The sequence below is a fragment of the Diaphorobacter sp. JS3050 genome (genome assembly GCF_013154915.1).
Lineage (GTDB): Bacteria > Pseudomonadota > Gammaproteobacteria > Burkholderiales > Burkholderiaceae_C > Diaphorobacter > Diaphorobacter nitroreducens.
The window spans coordinates 3101560-3115719 of record NZ_CP053553.1 but is presented as its reverse complement, the minus strand read 5'-3'; the positions used below and the strand labels follow the sequence as shown (position 1 = coordinate 3115719).

The following is a 14160-nucleotide window of genomic DNA, read 5'->3' as shown; positions in this document are numbered from 1 at the left end:
ATCGCTAACGAACCAAGGTAAGCGGCGGCTGGAAGCCGTCCGCTTGAGCGACGGGTTAGGGCTCGCTTTTGCCGGACGGAGGAGCCTGCATGTAAACGACTTGCTTGTCTCTCCCGACAAGTAGGCCAATGACAAGAAATACGGCTCCAAGAAAGAAGCCCAGAATTCCCATGAAGCCGGAAACGAGTCCACCGCCGATGGCGGCACCGGCTGCTGCTGCCCCAGCGTATTCGCCGCCTTTCTCCAGTGTTCCGGCGACGTGTGACCCAGTAAACAGGATGGCTGAAAGAGGGAGAAAGAAGGACAAGACGCCTGAAGTGATAAGCAGGCGGCGCCATGCCTTTGCCACTGATGGTGCTTTCAATGCCACAAAAATTCCAACTGCCCAGAGCACGAAGAAGGCAATAGCACCGTAACTCCCACCGCTTGACGGTTTAGATGCACCGCCGACCGCTATGACTATGGCCCCGATAATCGCGATGATTAGACCGCCAATGATGCCTGCAAGGATTTTCATAGATGCTCCCTCGTTGTTGAATGAGAAGTGTAGATCGTGATGTGAGAAGGGTGGACTGCGAGATCTAACGGCCAAGGTAAGCGGCCCGCAGAATGCGGGTCCGCTTGACCGCAGAGTTAGACCCGAAGGCCAAAAGGGAGCGCCCAGCCTTGACGACGTGCGCAGCCCAAGAAAAACCGCTGGGCCATGGAAGCGGCGCAGCGCTGCAAGAATGATAGCTGGTGGCGCTTGGCTGGCAAGCGCTGGAGGCCAAAAAGGCTAGAAAGCCTTTGGAACAGGGCCGAGCGCTGAAATAAGTGGCTGCGCGCATAGAGCGGGTGATGGGACTAACGGCCCAGGTAAGCCGCCCGCCGCAGGCGGGTCGGCTTGAACGCAGAGTTAGACCCGAAGGCCAACAGGGAGCGCCCAGAATTGGACAAGCGCGCAGCCCACGAAAAAGCGCTGGGCCACGAGAGCGGCGCAGCGCTGCAAGATTGATAGCTGGTAGCGCTTGATACGCAAGCGCTGGGGCCAAAAAGGCGTGAAAGCCCTTAAAACAGGGCCGAGCGCTGGAACAAGTGGCTGCGCGCATAGAGCGGGTGATGGGACTAACGTGCAGCTTGAGGGGCGCGGAAACAGGCGGCGAAGCCGGCTGTTGGAGCGTCCCTCTCGAAGCGTTTGTTAGGTATTTTCAGTGAGTTTTTTGGGGGTGAAGGCCGGAAACACTATGCCTTCCGATGTGAGAAGTAGTGCGGGCCATTCGACACCGCTCACATGGATGATTTCCACATCGTAGTGACCTTCAGTTGGTTCCCAGTCATTTGGGGTGAATTCGAATTGCCATGCGTGTGGCGATTTGTCTCGCACCGTTGCCACATAGCGATCAAATTCTGTGGGGTCTCTTGTGATGGCAATAGATATCTTGCCTTTCGACTGCGTTCCGCTGTGCAAGGCTGCAATTGCATTTCTCCAGTGGGGGGCGGCTTCTCTTGCCGCAATAGCCGCAAGCCCAGCAAACGCACCCACAACGAAGAAAAATTCGTATCCACTCATGAATCCCAAGGTTATGAGCGCCAACGTCATTACGAACATCCCTTTGGGAATCCATGAGAGCCGTGCTGCACGACGAAGTTTCTCGATTTGTTGATCTCGTGACATGCCCATTGGTTGATGCCTAACGGCCAAGGTAAGCGGCCCGCAGAATGCGGGTCCGCTTGACCGCAGAGTTAGACCCGAAGGCCAAAAGGGAGCGCCCAGCCTTGAAGACGTGCGCAGCCCACGAAAAAGCGCTGGGCCACGGAAGCGGCGCAGCGCTGCAAGAAGGATAGCTGGTGGCGCTTGCTACACAAGCGCCAGAGGCCCAAAAGGCCTGAAACCGACCAAGCGAACGCAGGCGAAGCCCGGCAAAGCGCCAAAAACCCAAAGGAGAAACCTTGGATAAAGGCGAAGCGCTGGAATGAATGTAGGCCTGCATAAAGAGGAATATGAGAGGACTAACGGCCAAAGTAAGCGGCTGGCCGTAGGCCAGTCCGCTTGACTGCAGAGTTAGACCCGAAGGCCAAAAGGGAGCGCCTGGATTTGAAGACGGGCGCGACCCACAAAAAAACGCTGGGCCACGGAAGCGGCGCAGCGCTGCAAAAATAATAGCTACTGGCGCTTGAGTGGCAAGCGCTAGAGGCCAAAAAGGCTACAACCTGACGCAGCGAATGCGCGCGAAGCCCGGCGCAGCACCCAAACCCCAAAGGAGAAACTTTTGAGAAAGGCGAAGCGCTGGAATGAATAGCGGCCTGCATAAATTGGGGTGTCTGCGGGACTAACGGCCAAGGTAAGCGGCCCGCAGAATGCGGGTCCGCTTGACCGCAGAGTTAGACCCGAAGGCCAAAAGGGAGCGCCCAGCCTTGACGACGTGCGCAGCCCAAGAAAAACCGCTGGGCCATGGAAGCGGCGCAGCGCTGCAAGAATGATAGCTGGTGGCGCTTGGCTGGCAAGCGCTGGAGGCCAAAAAGGCTAGAAAGCCTTTGGAACAGGGCCGAGCGCTGAAATAAGTGGCTGCGCGCATAGAGCGGGTGATGGGACTAACGGCCAAGGTAAGCCGCCCGCCGTAGGCGGGTCGGCTTGAACGCCGGGTTAATGTGGAAGACACCCGCCACCGGACGTGCCGACACCTGACCTGAGGCTGGCCAAGGCCGATGGTCAGCGGGCAAGCGCGTCTCAGGCGGCAGCGGGCGTGGCGATGAAGCCGTGCTTGCGCAGCATTTTGATCCAGCGCGGCGCGTTGCGCTGAACGTTCAGCGCCTCGTAATCGACCTCCTTGTCCTGGTAGTGGCTTGCGTTGCTGAGCATGGCGTAGATGGTGCGCAGCATCTTGTGGGCCAGCGCCACCACTGACTTCTTGTGGCCCTTTCGGATGGTCAGCGCGTCGAACTTGGCCTTGAGTGCGCAGCGCGTTCGTGCTGCAGCCTGGGCGAACTCGCACAGCAGCCTTCTGACCCAGGCGTTGCCCTTGCGGATGCGCCCGGTTTTGCGCTTGCCCGCGCTCTCGTTGTTGCCTGGGCAGATGCCCACCCAACTGGCCAGGCGCTCTGCACTGCCAAACACGCTCATGTCCGCACCAATCTCCACCAGCAGCATGGCCGCCCCCTGCTCGTCGATGCCCGGCAGGGTCTGCAGCAGCCTGAGCTGTGGCTGCCAGGGTTGCAGGCCCTGCAGCAGGTACTGGTCCATGCGGGCGATGCGCTGCTCGATCTGCTCAATGTGCTGCACGATCTCCTGGGCCACAAAGCGGTGCACTGCGCTGAACTGCTCGGTGCTCAGGGCCTCGCACAGTTCTTGCCTGCTCGCTCGCAGCCGCCCCTTGTGGTTCAGCACCTCGTGCATGGGCTGTCCCTCGATCAGGGCTTTGACCATGGCACGCGCGCTCTGTCCGTGGATGTCGGCCACCAGCACGTTGATGCGAATGCCCGCGTCCACCAGCACCTTGTGCAGCCGGTTCTTCTCGGCGCTGCACATGCCCACCAGCTTTTGCCGCTGGCGCGCTACCAGGCGAAGCTGGCGCATCTGCACCGGTGGAATGAACGAGGCGCGCAGCAAACCCGCACGCGCCAGCGTGGCCAGCCACTGTGCATCGGCCATGTCGGTCTTGCGACCGGGCACAGCCTTGACATGCCGCGCGTTGACCACCCAAGCAATAAGGCCCACCGCCTCCAGCGCCGCAAACGGGCTTTTCCAATACACCCCTGTGCTCTCCATCACCACGACCTCAGGGGCCATCTCCAGCGCCCACTGCGCCAAGGCGCGGCGGTCGCGTTTGAAGGCGCCGAAGTCTCGCTTGGTGACCTCTACCCGGCCATCGTCATGTTCGACAACGGCGCAGGCCGTGATCTTGGCCTGGTGAACGTCCAGCGCAATGACGCGCTTGTGCATCGGGGTCAAATCCATTGCGGCTCTCCTGCAGCTTGAATGACAATCACAAGCGTGCGGACCAGCCAAGGTGCCGCCGACCAACGGCCTGCCGGGCAAGCCCGGCGGCTCTCTTTAATGTGGGCTGTCAGGCGCGCTCTGACCCGGCTGGGTCTGGGCAACGCCCGCAGGCAATCCTGGGTACGAGTGGTCGGCAGCGGGTCAAGTTAGCGATCGCGGTCGAGTGCCATCAAAGAATTGACCGACCTCTACCCGCGCTGGCCCGCACGCCCCCAGTGTCTTCCATCATCCAGGGTGAACCGCAAGGGTCATGACAGTTAGACCCGAAGGCCAACAGGGAGCGCCCTGACTTGAAGACGGGCACAACCCACGCAAAAGCGCTGGGCCACGGAAGCGGCGCAGCGCTGCAAGCATGATAACTGGTGGCGCTTGCTGCACAAGCGCTGGAGGCCCAAAAGGCTTCAAAGCCTTTGGAACAGGGCCGAGCGCTGAAATAAGTGGCTGCGCGCATAAAGCGGGTGATGGGACTAACGGCCCAGGTAAGCCGCCCGCCGCAGGCGGGTCGGCTTGAACGCAGAGTTAGACCCGAAGGCCAACAGGGAGCGCCCAGAATTGGACAAGCGCGCAGCCCACGAAAAAGCGCTGGGCCACGAGAGCGGCGCAGCGCTGCAAGATTGATAGCTGGTAGCGCTTGATACGCAAGCGCTGGGGGCCAAAAAGGCGTGAAAGCCCTTAAAACAGGGCCGAGCGCTGGAACAAGTGGCTGCGCGCATAGAGCGGGTGATGGGACTAACGCCCTGAGTTCAGCCGCCGCCGTAGGCGGTCGGCTGCGACGAATAGTTAGACCCGAAGGCCAGAAGGGAGCGCCCAAACTTAAAGACGGGTGCGGCCCAGGAAAAAGCGCTGGGCCTCGGGAGCGGCGCAACGCTGCAAGAATGATAGCTGGCAGCGCTTGCTGAACAAGGGCTAGAGGCCAAAAAGGCTTGAAACTTGCGCGGCGAATGCAGGCGAAGCCCGGCGCAGCGCCGAAACCTCAAAGGAGAAACCTGTGAGAAAGGCGAACCGCTGGAGTAAATGCTGGCCTGCATAAAGCGGAATATGAAGGGACTAACAGCCCAGATAAGCCGCCCGCCGTAGGCGGGTCGGCTTGAGCGCAGAGTTAGACCCGAAGGCCAAAAGGGAACGCCCTGCCTTGAAGAAGGGCGCAGCCCACGAAAAAGCGCTGGGCCACGGAAGCGGCGCAGCACTGCAAGAATGATAGCTGGTGGCGCTTGGCTGGCAAGCGCTGGAGGCCCAAAAGACTAGAAAGCCTTTGGAACAGGGCGGAGCGCTGAAATAAGTGGCTGCGCGCATAGAGCGGGTGATGGGACTAACTAGAATTAGATCTCTGCATGCTATCGACCCGCCGCGGCCTAAGTCAAGCAGGCTGTCAAGCCTCTCCATAAACGCCCATGGCAGCGGTAATTTAGACCGCCTAAAATTTCACGGATGGATGCGCCTTCCGTTTCACGCCAACCCGCCGTGCGACAGCCGCCCCGGCTGCTGGAGTCGATGCGCGAGCGCATCCGGGTGCTGCACTATTCCATTCGCACCGAGCAGGCTTACGTGGATTGGGCGCGCCGCTTTATCTTGTTCCATGACAAGCGCCATCCGCGCGAGATGGGGGCGCCGGAGGTCACCGCTTTTCTGACCCACCTGGCTGTTGAGCGCGATGTGTCCGCCTCTACGCAGAACCAAGCCAAGGCCGCCATTTTGTTTCTCTACAAAGAGGTGCTGCAGCACGACTTGCCCTGGCTGGATGAGATTGTTTCGGCCCGCAAGGCGCGCCGCCTGCCGGTGGTGTTGACACAGCGCGAGGTGCGCGAGCTGCTGATGCACCTGCAGGGCACGCAGTGGCTGGTTGCCTCGCTGCTGTACGGCACGGGGATGCGCATTCTGGAGGCACTGCGCCTGCGCGTGAAGGATGTGGAGTTCGAACGGCGTGAACTGATCGTGCGCGAAGGCAAGGGGAACAAGGATCGTGTGACCGTCCTGCCCGAGAATCTGATCACTCCGTTGCGCGAGCAGATGGAGCGTGCCCGTGCGCTGCACCGCAAGGACTTGGATGCGGGTCTTGGTGCCGTGTGGTTGCCTGATGCGTTGGCCGTGAAGTACGCGAATGCAGCCACGGCCTGGGGGTGGCAGTACGTATTCCCCAGCGCGGTGCGTTCGGTGGACCCGCGCTCGGGCGTGCAGCGGCGCCATCACCTGCTGGAGCAGTCGGTGCAGAAGGCCGTGGCGTTGGCAGCGCGCCGCGCGGGCATCGACAAGCCTTGCACACCGCATGTGCTGCGGCATTCTTTTGCCACCCACATGCTGCAGGCAGGTTACGACATCCGCACCGTGCAGGAGTTGCTGGGTCACAAGGATGTGAGTACCACCATGGTCTACACCCATGTCTTGAACAAGGGCGGGCGCGGGGTGTTGAGCCCGCTCGATACGCTATGAGTCGCGCTTCCCCGCTGGCCCACCAGCCCTTGGCCGAACGCCTGCGTCCGCGTTCGCTGGCCGAAGTCATTGGCCAGCAGCATGTGCTGGGGCCGGGCATGCCGCTGCGGCTGGCGTTTGAATCGGGCCGCCCGCACAGTTGCATCCTGTGGGGGCCGCCCGGCGTGGGCAAGACCACAATTGCGCGCCTGATGGCCGAGGCGTTCGATGCGCAGTTCATCAGCATCAGTGCCGTGCTGGGCGGCGTGAAGGACATTCGCGATGCCGTGCAGCTGGCCGAGAGTGCACGCGACGGGCTGATGCAGCAGCGCACTATCGTCTTCGTGGACGAGGTGCACCGCTTCAACAAGAGCCAGCAGGACGCGTTCTTGCCGCATGTGGAAAGCGGCCTGTTCACTTTCGTGGGGGCGACGACCGAGAACCCTTCGTTCGAGGTCAACTCGGCCCTGCTGTCGCGTGCCGCGGTCTATGTGCTGCAGCCTCTGGGCAGCGACGACTTGAAGCAAATTGTGGCCAAGGCCCAGGCGCTGCAAGCGCTACCAGCTATTGAAAATGCAGCACTGGAGCGTCTCATCGCCTATGCCGACGGGGATGCGAGGCGCCTGCTCAACACGCTGGAAACCCTGGAGGTCACCGCAAGCCAGGCGGGCATCGAGCGCATCGAAGACGCCTGGCTGCTGCAGGTGCTGGGCGAGCGCATGCGCCGCTACGACAAGGGTGGCGAACAGTTCTACGACACCATCAGCGCGCTGCACAAGTCGGTGCGCGGCTCCGATCCCGATGCTGCGCTGTACTGGCTGGTGCGCATGCTCGACGGCGGGGCGGACCCCCGCTACATGGCGCGGCGCATCGTGCGCATGGCCTGGGAGGACATCGGTCTGGCCGATCCGCGCGCCATGCAGATCGCGCACGACGCTGCGCAGACCTATGAACGCCTGGGCAGCCCGGAGGGCGAGCTCGCGCTGGCGCAGGCCGTCATCTACCTCGCCGTGGCGCCCAAGAGCAATGCGGGCTACATGGCCTACAACAAGGCCCGCGCCTTCGTGAAGCAAGACGGCACGCGCCCCGTGCCGCTGCACCTGCGCAATGCGCCCACCCAACTCATGAAGCAGTTGGACTACGGCAAGGACTATCGCTACGCGCACGACGAAGAGGGCGGCTTTGCCGCGGGCGAGAACTACCTGCCCGATGGCATGGATCCGCCGGGCTTTTACGCACCGGTGCCGCGCGGGCTGGAGATAAAGATCGGCCAGAAGCTCGATGAACTGCGCGCGCGCAATGAGGCAGCGCAGGGTGGCCCCGGCGACGTGCCCCCAGACGCCTAGGCTTCGAGTGGCTTCTTGTGTGAGGGGCATGCGGCGGGCCGACCACGGTCCCGTTGCACGGCTTTGTTCAGCCCAATCCATGGCCGTTGGAAATAAGCGCATTCCCTGATCGCGTCGCAATCATCAATATTTCTAATGCGCGCGGCACCCGCCTGATGCGCCCTCCAATCAAGGGAAAACCCCGTCCAAACGTGGTAGGGACGGCGTGTTTCCTCTGACTACAATTTCTTCACAAACCCGCGCAGACCCTTGCCTGGCGGGTTTTTTGCTAGATGGCGAACGGGCCCACAAGGCTGCATCGATTCGCGGTGCTTGGCTGGTGTGCACGTCAATAGTCGATACAAAGGACTCAACATATGGACATCTTGCTGCAGCAGATCATCAATGGTCTGGTTCTGGGCAGCATGTACGCCTTGATAGCCTTGGGCTACACCATGGTGTACGGCATCATCCAGCTCATCAACTTCGCGCACGGGGAAGTGCTCATGGTCGGCGCGCTGACCAGCTGGAGCTGCATCGGCCTCATGCAGGAGGCCATGCCGGGCGCGCCCGGCTGGCTCATTCTGCTGCTGGCCACGCTGATCGCCTGCGTGGTGGCGGCGGTACTCAATTTCACCATCGAAAAAGTCGCCTACCGGCCGCTGCGCAACAGCCCGCGCCTGGCCCCCTTGATCACCGCCATCGGCATGTCGATCCTGCTGCAGACGCTGGCGATGATCATCTGGAAGCCCAACTACAAACCGTACCCCACGCTGCTGCCCACGCAGCCGTTCCAAGTGGGCGGCGCGGTGATCACCACCACCCAGGTGCTGATCCTGGGCGTGACGGTGGTGGCGCTGGCTTCCATGGTCTACCTGGTCAACTACACACGGCTGGGCCGCGCCATGCGCGCCACGGCAGAGAACCCGCGCGTGGCCGCGCTCATGGGCGTGAAGCCCGACATGGTGATCTCGGCCACCTTCATCATCGGCGCGGTGCTGGCCGCCATCGCCGGCATCATGTGGGCCTCCAACTACGGCACGGCGCAGCACACCATGGGCTTCTTGCCGGGGCTGAAGGCGTTCACCGCGGCGGTGTTCGGCGGCATCGGCAACCTGGCTGGCGCCGTGGTGGGCGGACTTCTGCTGGGGCTCATCGAGGCCATCGGCTCCGGCTACATCGGCACCCTCACCGGGGGCGTGCTGGGCAGCCACTACACCGACATCTTCGCTTTCATCGTGCTCATCATCATCCTGACGCTGCGCCCCTCGGGCCTGCTGGGTGAGCGTGTGGCCGACCGCGCCTGAGGAGCCAACGACCATGAAAAACCACAAGATCCAATGGATCCTGGGCGGCATTGCGCTGCTGGTTCTGCCCCTGGTGCTGCAGTACTTCGGCAACGCATGGGTGCGCATCGCCGATCTGGCCCTGCTGTACGTGATGCTGGCGCTGGGCCTGAACATCGTGGTGGGCTACGCTGGCCTGCTCGACCTGGGCTACGTGGCGTTCTATGCCGTCGGTGCCTACATGTTCGGCCTGCTGGCCTCGCCGCACCTGACGGAGAACTTCGCCTGGTTTGCCGCCAATTTCCCCGACGGGCTGCACATGTCGCTGTGGATGGTGATCCCGCTGGCCCTGGTGCTGGCGGCATGCACCGGCGTGCTGCTGGGCATACCGGTGCTCAAGCTGCGCGGCGACTACCTGGCCATCGTGACGCTGGGCTTTGGCGAGATCATCCGCATCTTCATGAACAACCTGGACCACCCGGTCAACATCACCAACGGCCCCAAGGGCCTGGGGCAGATCGATTCGGTGAAGATCTTCGGGTTGGACCTGGGCAAGCGGCTGGAGCTGTTCGGCTACGACATCAACTCCGTCACGCTGTACTACTACCTGTTCCTGTTCCTGGTGCTGGTCACCATTTTGGTGTGCTATCGCCTGCAGGATTCGCGCATCGGGCGCGCGTGGATGGCCATCCGCGAAGATGAGATCGCCGCCAAGGCGATGGGCATCAACACGCGCAACATGAAGCTGCTGGCCTTCGGCATGGGCGCTTCGTTCGGCGGCGTGGCCGGCGCCATGTTCGCCGCGTTCCAGGGCTTCGTCTCGCCCGAGTCGTTCAGCCTGATGGAGTCGGTGATGATCGTTGCCATGGTGGTGCTGGGCGGCATCGGCCACATTCCCGGCGTGATCCTGGGTGCCGTGCTGCTGTCCGCGCTGCCCGAGGTGCTGCGCTATGTGGCCGGCCCGCTGCAGGCGATGACCGACGGGCGGCTGGACTCGTCCATCCTGCGCCAACTGTTGATCGCCTTGGCCATGATCATCGTGATGCTGCTGCGCCCGCGGGGCCTGTGGCCCGCGCCCGAGCATGGCAAGAGCCTTGCGCAGAAGTCCTGACACCACCGGTAGAGCAACAACATGGCAGATACATCGAAAGAAGTGGTGCTGAAGGTCGCGGGCATCTCCAAGCGGTTTGGCGGCCTGCAGGCGCTGTCCGACGTGGGCATCACCATCCAGCGAGGCCAGGTCTATGGCCTGATCGGTCCCAACGGCGCGGGCAAGACGACGTTCTTCAACGTCATCACCGGCCTGTACACGCCCGATGCGGGCAGTTTCGAACTGGCGGGCCAGCCCTACGAGCCCCGCGCCGTGCACCTGGTGGCCAAGGCGGGCATTGCGCGCACCTTCCAGAACATCCGGTTGTTCGCCGACATGACGGCGCTGGAGAACGTGATGGTGGGGCGGCACATCCGCACGCATTCCGGGCTCTTCGGGGCCATCTTCCGCACCAAGAGCTTCAAGGAGGAGGAGGCGGCCATCGCCAAGCGCGCGCAGGAGCTGCTGGACTACGTGGGTATCGGCAAGTACGCCGATTTCAAGGCGCGCACGCTGTCGTACGGCGACCAGCGCCGCCTGGAGATCGCGCGCGCCCTGGCCACCGATCCGCAACTGATCGCGCTGGACGAACCCGCCGCCGGCATGAACGCCACCGAGAAGGTGCAACTGCGCGAGCTGATCGACCGCATCCGCAACGACAACCGCACCATCTTGCTCATCGAGCACGACGTGAAGCTGGTCATGGGCCTGTGCGACCGTGTCACGGTGCTGGACTACGGCAAGCAGATTGCCGAGGGAACCCCTGCCGACGTGCAGAAGAACGAAAAAGTGATCGAGGCCTATCTGGGCACCGGCGGGCACTGAAGGACGCAAGACATGGCCGAAAAATCCAACAAAGTTCTATTGCAGGTCAAGGGCCTGAAGGTGGCCTACGGCGGCATCCAGGCCGTCAAGGGGGTGGACTTCGAGGTGCGCGAGGGCGAGCTGGTCACATTGATCGGCTCCAACGGGGCGGGCAAGACCACCACCATGAAGGCCATCACCGGCACACTGGGCATGAACAATGGCGACATCGAGTACCTGGGCCAGAGCATCAAGGGCAAGGGCGCGTGGGACCTGGTCAAGCAGGGGCTGGTGATGGTGCCCGAGGGGCGCGGCGTGTTCGCGCGCATGACCATCACCGAGAACCTGCTCATGGGCGCCTACACGCGCGACGACAAGGCGGGTATTGCCGCCGACATCGAAAAGATGTTCACCATCTTCCCGCGCCTGCGCGAGCGCAAGGACCAGCTGGCGGGCACCATGTCCGGTGGCGAGCAGCAGATGCTGGCCATGGGCCGCGCGCTGATGAGCCAGCCCAAGGTGCTGCTGCTGGACGAGCCCTCCATGGGCCTGTCGCCCATCATGGTGGACAAGATCTTCGAGGTGGTGCGCGACGTGTACGCCCTGGGCGTGACCATCGTGCTGGTGGAGCAGAACGCCAGCCGCGCGCTGGCGATTGCCGACCGCGGCTACGTGATGGAGTCCGGCCTGATCACCATGGCCGGCGGGGGACGGGATCTGCTCAGCGATCCGCGCGTGCGCGCCGCCTACCTGGGTGAGTGAAAGGGCGGCCGCTGGCCGCTGGAACAGGCACCGCTGCGGCGGTGCTTTGTTTTTTATAGCTACCAGCGCTTGATGGATATGCGCTAGAGTGTGATTTGGCTTGTAAAATCCGCCGCGCCATGCACGCCCTGCAATCCCTGCCCATCCCCCTCCAGACCATCCTGCTGCTGGTTGCCAGCAACATCTTCATGACCATGGCCTGGTACGGCCACCTGAAGAACCTGGCCACCGCCCCGTGGTACGTGGCGGCGCTGGTGAGCTGGGGCATCGCCCTGTTCGAATACCTGTTGCAGGTGCCGGCCAACCGCATTGGGCATACGCAGTTCAGCGTGGGGCAGCTCAAGATCATGCAGGAGGTGATCACGCTGACGGTGTTCGTGCCCTTCGCCGTGTTCTACCTGAACGAGCCGCTCAAATGGGACTACCTCTGGGCGGGTCTGTGCCTCGTCGGGGCGGTGTATTTCATCTTCCGCAGCGCGTAGGAGCCGAGCCGCGCAGGCCCTGCCGGGGGGCGCCGGTCTCTGCGCATCCGCTTTGACCTGGTGCGCCGGGCGCTGTCTAGCGCCGGTTAAACTCGCGGTTTTCGCAGATTTGTCACGTCTTGGTCATCTCTGCGTCACATATACCGCCAGAAGGTTCGATCAGGAGTCGGCATGTTGTTTGGAAAGCTGTTGCCCCGCGAGGGCAATTTTTTCGAGATGTTCAACCAGCATGCAGACCGCATCGTCGAGGCCGCGCGGGCGTTCTCGCAACTGGTGGCGAACTACAGCGACACCCACCTGCGCGACCAGTACAACCAGGACGTGGACAACGCCGAGCGCGCCGCCGACCGCGTGACGCACGAGGTCAACCGCACGCTGCACAAGACCTTCATCACGCCCATCGACCGTGAGCAGATCCACTCGCTGATCAACACCATGGACGACGTGGCCGACCTGATCCAGGACTCGGCCGAGACCATGGCGCTGTACGACATCCACCACATGACGGACGAGATCACCCGCCTGACGGACCTCAGCCTCAAGTGCTGCGAGCGCGTGCAGGACGCGGTGAAGCTGCTGTCGCGCATTGCCGATCCGGCCGTGGCCGAGGCCGCGCTCAAGACCTGCGAGGAAATCGACCGCCTGGAGGGCGACGCCGACCGCGTGCTGCGCAGCGCCATGAGCAAGCTGTTCCGCGAGGAGCCGGACGTGCGCGAGGTCATCAAGCTCAAGGCCATCTACGAGCTGCTGGAGACCATCACCGACCGCTGCGAAGACGTGGCCAACCTCATCGAGGGCATCATCCTCGAGAACTCCTGAGGCGCGGCCGCAGGCCTGCGCTTCGCATTCCTGGCAGGGCTCGCCCCCTCATTCCCAGCATGGAAACAGTACAAACCGCCCTGTGGATCGTGGTCGTGCTCGTGGCGCTCGCCATCGTGTTCGACTTCATGAACGGGTTCCACGACGCCGCCAACTCCATCGCCACCGTGGTCTCCACGGGCGTGCTCAAGCCCACGCAGGCCGTGGTCTTCGCGGCTTTCTTCAACTTCGTCGCCATCTTCGTGTTCCACCTGAGCGTGGCGGCCACCATCGGCAAGGGCATCGTGGATCCGAGCGTGGTGGACACCCACGTGATCTTCGGCGCGCTGGTGGGGGCCATCACCTGGAACGTCATCACCTGGTACTACGGCATCCCCAGCAGCTCATCGCATGCACTGATCGGCGGCATCGTGGGCGCGGTGATCGCCAAGACCGGCGCGGGCGCACTGGTGGCCAGCGGCATCTTCAAGACCGTGGCCTTCATCTTCGTGTCGCCCATGCTGGGTTTCCTGCTGGGCTCGTTGATGATGCTGATCGTGGCCTGGGTCTTCCGTCGCACCAGTCCGAACCGCGTGGACAAGTGGTTCCGCCGGCTGCAGCTCGTCTCCGCCGGGGCCTACAGCCTGGGCCACGGCGGCAACGATGCGCAAAAGACCATCGGCATCATCTGGCTGCTGCTGATCGCCACGGGCTACGCCTCGGCGGGCGATGCCTCGCCCCCCATGTGGGTCATCATCTCGTGCTACGCGGCCATCGGCATGGGCACCATGTTCGGCGGCTGGCGCATCGTGAAGACCATGGGCCAGAAAATCACCAAGCTCAAGCCCGTGGGGGGCTTCTGCGCCGAGACCGGCGGCGCGATGACGCTGTTCATCGCCACTGCGCTGGGCATCCCCGTATCCACCACCCACACCATCACGGGCGCGATCGTGGGCGTGGGTTCCACCCAGCGCGCCAGCGCCGTGCGATGGGGTGTGGCCGGCAACATTGTCTGGGCGTGGATCCTGACCATCCCCGCCAGCGCCTTCGTGGCGGCGATCGCCTATTGGGTGAGCCTGCAGCTCTATTGACGACCTTTGCGGGGGCGGCGGAGCCGGTGGACGCCAGTTTTATGCCGCAGTGCGCGGCGCCCGCGATCTGCCAGGCTGGAGTGATTTTGCTATCGTGTTAGTAGCTGCTCGCGCTTGTCCATCAAGCGCTAGAGCCTGAT

General features: G+C 62.8%; 20 protein-coding genes and 1 pseudogene. 9 read left to right on the top strand and 12 right to left on the bottom strand.

Annotated features, from left to right (window positions below):
* Positions 1 to 55 precede the first annotated feature (55 nt).
* From HND92_RS14930 to HND92_RS14875, 12 genes and pseudogenes are all read right to left on the bottom strand, one after another.
* Positions 56 to 517, bottom strand: a complete 462-nt coding sequence (locus HND92_RS14930; RefSeq protein WP_172208112.1) for a hypothetical protein — start codon at positions 515 to 517, stop codon at positions 56 to 58.
* Positions 518 to 581: 64 nt separating this feature from the next.
* Complete coding sequence (locus HND92_RS14925; RefSeq protein ID WP_172208104.1) at positions 582 to 827, bottom strand: DUF1010 domain-containing protein; 246 nt, start codon at positions 825 to 827, stop codon at positions 582 to 584.
* Between the two features lie 16 nt (positions 828 to 843).
* Positions 844 to 966: pseudogene (locus tag HND92_RS19405) on the bottom strand (DUF1010 domain-containing protein); the annotation flags it as partial.
* Between the two features lie 211 nt (positions 967 to 1177).
* A complete protein-coding gene (locus HND92_RS14915) occupies positions 1178 to 1579 on the bottom strand; it encodes a hypothetical protein (RefSeq protein ID WP_172208110.1) in 402 nt (133 codons plus the stop codon).
* A 91-nt stretch (positions 1580 to 1670) separates the two neighbouring features.
* Complete coding sequence (locus HND92_RS14910; RefSeq protein WP_172208108.1) at positions 1671 to 1970, bottom strand: DUF1010 domain-containing protein; 300 nt, start codon at positions 1968 to 1970, stop codon at positions 1671 to 1673.
* 19 nt (positions 1971 to 1989) lie between these two features.
* Positions 1990 to 2289: a DUF1010 domain-containing protein gene (locus tag HND92_RS14905; protein WP_172208106.1), complete on the bottom strand. Its 300-nt coding sequence runs from the start codon at positions 2287 to 2289 to the stop codon at positions 1990 to 1992.
* 20 nt (positions 2290 to 2309) lie between these two features.
* A complete protein-coding gene (locus tag HND92_RS14900; protein WP_172208104.1) occupies positions 2310 to 2555 on the bottom strand; it encodes a DUF1010 domain-containing protein in 246 nt (81 codons plus the stop codon).
* Positions 2556 to 2707: 152 nt separating this feature from the next.
* Complete coding sequence (locus HND92_RS14895; RefSeq protein ID WP_011803789.1) at positions 2708 to 3934, bottom strand: IS110-like element ISAisp4 family transposase; 1227 nt, start codon at positions 3932 to 3934, stop codon at positions 2708 to 2710.
* A 211-nt stretch (positions 3935 to 4145) separates the two neighbouring features.
* The gene (locus HND92_RS14890; RefSeq protein WP_172208102.1) at positions 4146 to 4427 is read right to left on the bottom strand and encodes a DUF1010 domain-containing protein; all 282 of its coding nucleotides are present in this window, start codon (positions 4425 to 4427) and stop codon (positions 4146 to 4148) included.
* Between the two features lie 16 nt (positions 4428 to 4443).
* Complete coding sequence (locus HND92_RS14885; RefSeq protein ID WP_123675840.1) at positions 4444 to 4689, bottom strand: DUF1010 domain-containing protein; 246 nt, start codon at positions 4687 to 4689, stop codon at positions 4444 to 4446.
* Between the two features lie 30 nt (positions 4690 to 4719).
* The gene (locus HND92_RS14880) at positions 4720 to 5004 is read right to left on the bottom strand and encodes a DUF1010 domain-containing protein (protein WP_172208100.1); all 285 of its coding nucleotides are present in this window, start codon (positions 5002 to 5004) and stop codon (positions 4720 to 4722) included.
* A 19-nt stretch (positions 5005 to 5023) separates the two neighbouring features.
* Positions 5024 to 5269, bottom strand: a complete 246-nt coding sequence (locus tag HND92_RS14875) for a DUF1010 domain-containing protein (protein ID WP_103737378.1) — start codon at positions 5267 to 5269, stop codon at positions 5024 to 5026.
* Positions 5270 to 5404: 135 nt separating this feature from the next.
* Here HND92_RS14875 and HND92_RS14870 point away from each other — a divergent pair, with 135 nt between their 5' ends.
* The 9 genes from HND92_RS14870 to HND92_RS14830 all read left to right on the top strand — a co-directional run bounded on the left by HND92_RS14870 (position 5405) and on the right by HND92_RS14830 (position 14020).
* On the top strand, positions 5405 to 6403 hold the full coding sequence (locus HND92_RS14870) for an integron integrase (RefSeq protein ID WP_172208098.1): 999 nt from the start codon (positions 5405 to 5407) through the stop codon (positions 6401 to 6403).
* Complete coding sequence (locus HND92_RS14865; protein ID WP_172208096.1) at positions 6400 to 7728, top strand: replication-associated recombination protein A; 1329 nt, start codon at positions 6400 to 6402, stop codon at positions 7726 to 7728. The genes HND92_RS14870 and HND92_RS14865 overlap by 4 nt, the downstream gene beginning before the upstream one ends.
* 356 nt (positions 7729 to 8084) lie before the next feature.
* Positions 8085 to 9014: a branched-chain amino acid ABC transporter permease gene (locus HND92_RS14860; protein ID WP_011806482.1), complete on the top strand. Its 930-nt coding sequence runs from the start codon at positions 8085 to 8087 to the stop codon at positions 9012 to 9014.
* A 13-nt stretch (positions 9015 to 9027) separates the two neighbouring features.
* Positions 9028 to 10104, top strand: a complete 1077-nt coding sequence (locus tag HND92_RS14855) for an ABC transporter ATP-binding protein (RefSeq protein ID WP_047349897.1) — start codon at positions 9028 to 9030, stop codon at positions 10102 to 10104.
* 21 nt (positions 10105 to 10125) lie between these two features.
* Positions 10126 to 10908 (top strand): ABC transporter ATP-binding protein, encoded by a 783-nt coding sequence (locus tag HND92_RS14850; protein WP_011806480.1) that lies wholly within the window; start codon positions 10126 to 10128, stop codon positions 10906 to 10908.
* A 12-nt stretch (positions 10909 to 10920) separates the two neighbouring features.
* Entirely contained in the window at positions 10921 to 11649 is a 729-nt protein-coding gene (locus tag HND92_RS14845) for an ABC transporter ATP-binding protein (protein WP_047349847.1), read from the top strand.
* Positions 11650 to 11768: 119 nt separating this feature from the next.
* On the top strand, positions 11769 to 12131 hold the full coding sequence (locus tag HND92_RS14840; RefSeq protein ID WP_011806478.1) for a DMT family protein: 363 nt from the start codon (positions 11769 to 11771) through the stop codon (positions 12129 to 12131).
* 171 nt (positions 12132 to 12302) lie between these two features.
* Positions 12303 to 12950: a DUF47 domain-containing protein gene (locus HND92_RS14835; RefSeq protein ID WP_011806477.1), complete on the top strand. Its 648-nt coding sequence runs from the start codon at positions 12303 to 12305 to the stop codon at positions 12948 to 12950.
* Positions 12951 to 13009: 59 nt separating this feature from the next.
* A complete protein-coding gene (locus HND92_RS14830) occupies positions 13010 to 14020 on the top strand; it encodes an inorganic phosphate transporter (RefSeq protein ID WP_011806476.1) in 1011 nt (336 codons plus the stop codon).
* Positions 14021 to 14160 lie beyond the last annotated feature (140 nt).

Bases quoted from the DNA above. Each gene is read 5' to 3' on its own strand.
- HND92_RS14915 (WP_172208110.1), bottom strand. From the start codon at position 1,579: ATGACGTTGGCGCTCATAACCTTGGGATTCATGAGTGGATACGAATTT.
- HND92_RS14900 (WP_172208104.1), bottom strand. From the start codon at position 2,555: ATGCGCGCAGCCACTTATTTCAGCGCTCGGCCCTGTTCCAAAGGCTTT.
- HND92_RS14930 (WP_172208112.1), bottom strand. From the start codon at position 517: ATGAAAATCCTTGCAGGCATCATTGGCGGTCTAATCATCGCGATTATC.
- HND92_RS14910 (WP_172208108.1), bottom strand. From the start codon at position 1,970: ATGCAGGCCTACATTCATTCCAGCGCTTCGCCTTTATCCAAGGTTTCT.
- HND92_RS14890 (WP_172208102.1), bottom strand. From the start codon at position 4,427: ATGCGCGCAGCCACTTATTTCAGCGCTCGGCCCTGTTCCAAAGGCTTT.
- HND92_RS14840 (WP_011806478.1), top strand. From the start codon at position 11,769: ATGCACGCCCTGCAATCCCTGCCCATCCCCCTCCAGACCATCCTGCTG.
- HND92_RS14875 (WP_103737378.1), bottom strand. From the start codon at position 5,269: ATGCGCGCAGCCACTTATTTCAGCGCTCCGCCCTGTTCCAAAGGCTTT.
- HND92_RS14835 (WP_011806477.1), top strand. From the start codon at position 12,303: ATGTTGTTTGGAAAGCTGTTGCCCCGCGAGGGCAATTTTTTCGAGATG.
- HND92_RS14885 (WP_123675840.1), bottom strand. From the start codon at position 4,689: ATGCGCGCAGCCACTTGTTCCAGCGCTCGGCCCTGTTTTAAGGGCTTT.
- HND92_RS14870 (WP_172208098.1), top strand. From the start codon at position 5,405: ATGGATGCGCCTTCCGTTTCACGCCAACCCGCCGTGCGACAGCCGCCC.
- HND92_RS14865 (WP_172208096.1), top strand. From the start codon at position 6,400: ATGAGTCGCGCTTCCCCGCTGGCCCACCAGCCCTTGGCCGAACGCCTG.
- HND92_RS14850 (WP_011806480.1), top strand. From the start codon at position 10,126: ATGGCAGATACATCGAAAGAAGTGGTGCTGAAGGTCGCGGGCATCTCC.
- HND92_RS14860 (WP_011806482.1), top strand. From the start codon at position 8,085: ATGGACATCTTGCTGCAGCAGATCATCAATGGTCTGGTTCTGGGCAGC.
- HND92_RS14855 (WP_047349897.1), top strand. From the start codon at position 9,028: ATGAAAAACCACAAGATCCAATGGATCCTGGGCGGCATTGCGCTGCTG.
- HND92_RS14830 (WP_011806476.1), top strand. From the start codon at position 13,010: ATGGAAACAGTACAAACCGCCCTGTGGATCGTGGTCGTGCTCGTGGCG.
- HND92_RS14905 (WP_172208106.1), bottom strand. From the start codon at position 2,289: ATGCAGGCCGCTATTCATTCCAGCGCTTCGCCTTTCTCAAAAGTTTCT.
- HND92_RS14880 (WP_172208100.1), bottom strand. From the start codon at position 5,004: ATGCAGGCCAGCATTTACTCCAGCGGTTCGCCTTTCTCACAGGTTTCT.
- HND92_RS14895 (WP_011803789.1), bottom strand. From the start codon at position 3,934: ATGGATTTGACCCCGATGCACAAGCGCGTCATTGCGCTGGACGTTCAC.
- HND92_RS14925 (WP_172208104.1), bottom strand. From the start codon at position 827: ATGCGCGCAGCCACTTATTTCAGCGCTCGGCCCTGTTCCAAAGGCTTT.
- HND92_RS14845 (WP_047349847.1), top strand. From the start codon at position 10,921: ATGGCCGAAAAATCCAACAAAGTTCTATTGCAGGTCAAGGGCCTGAAG.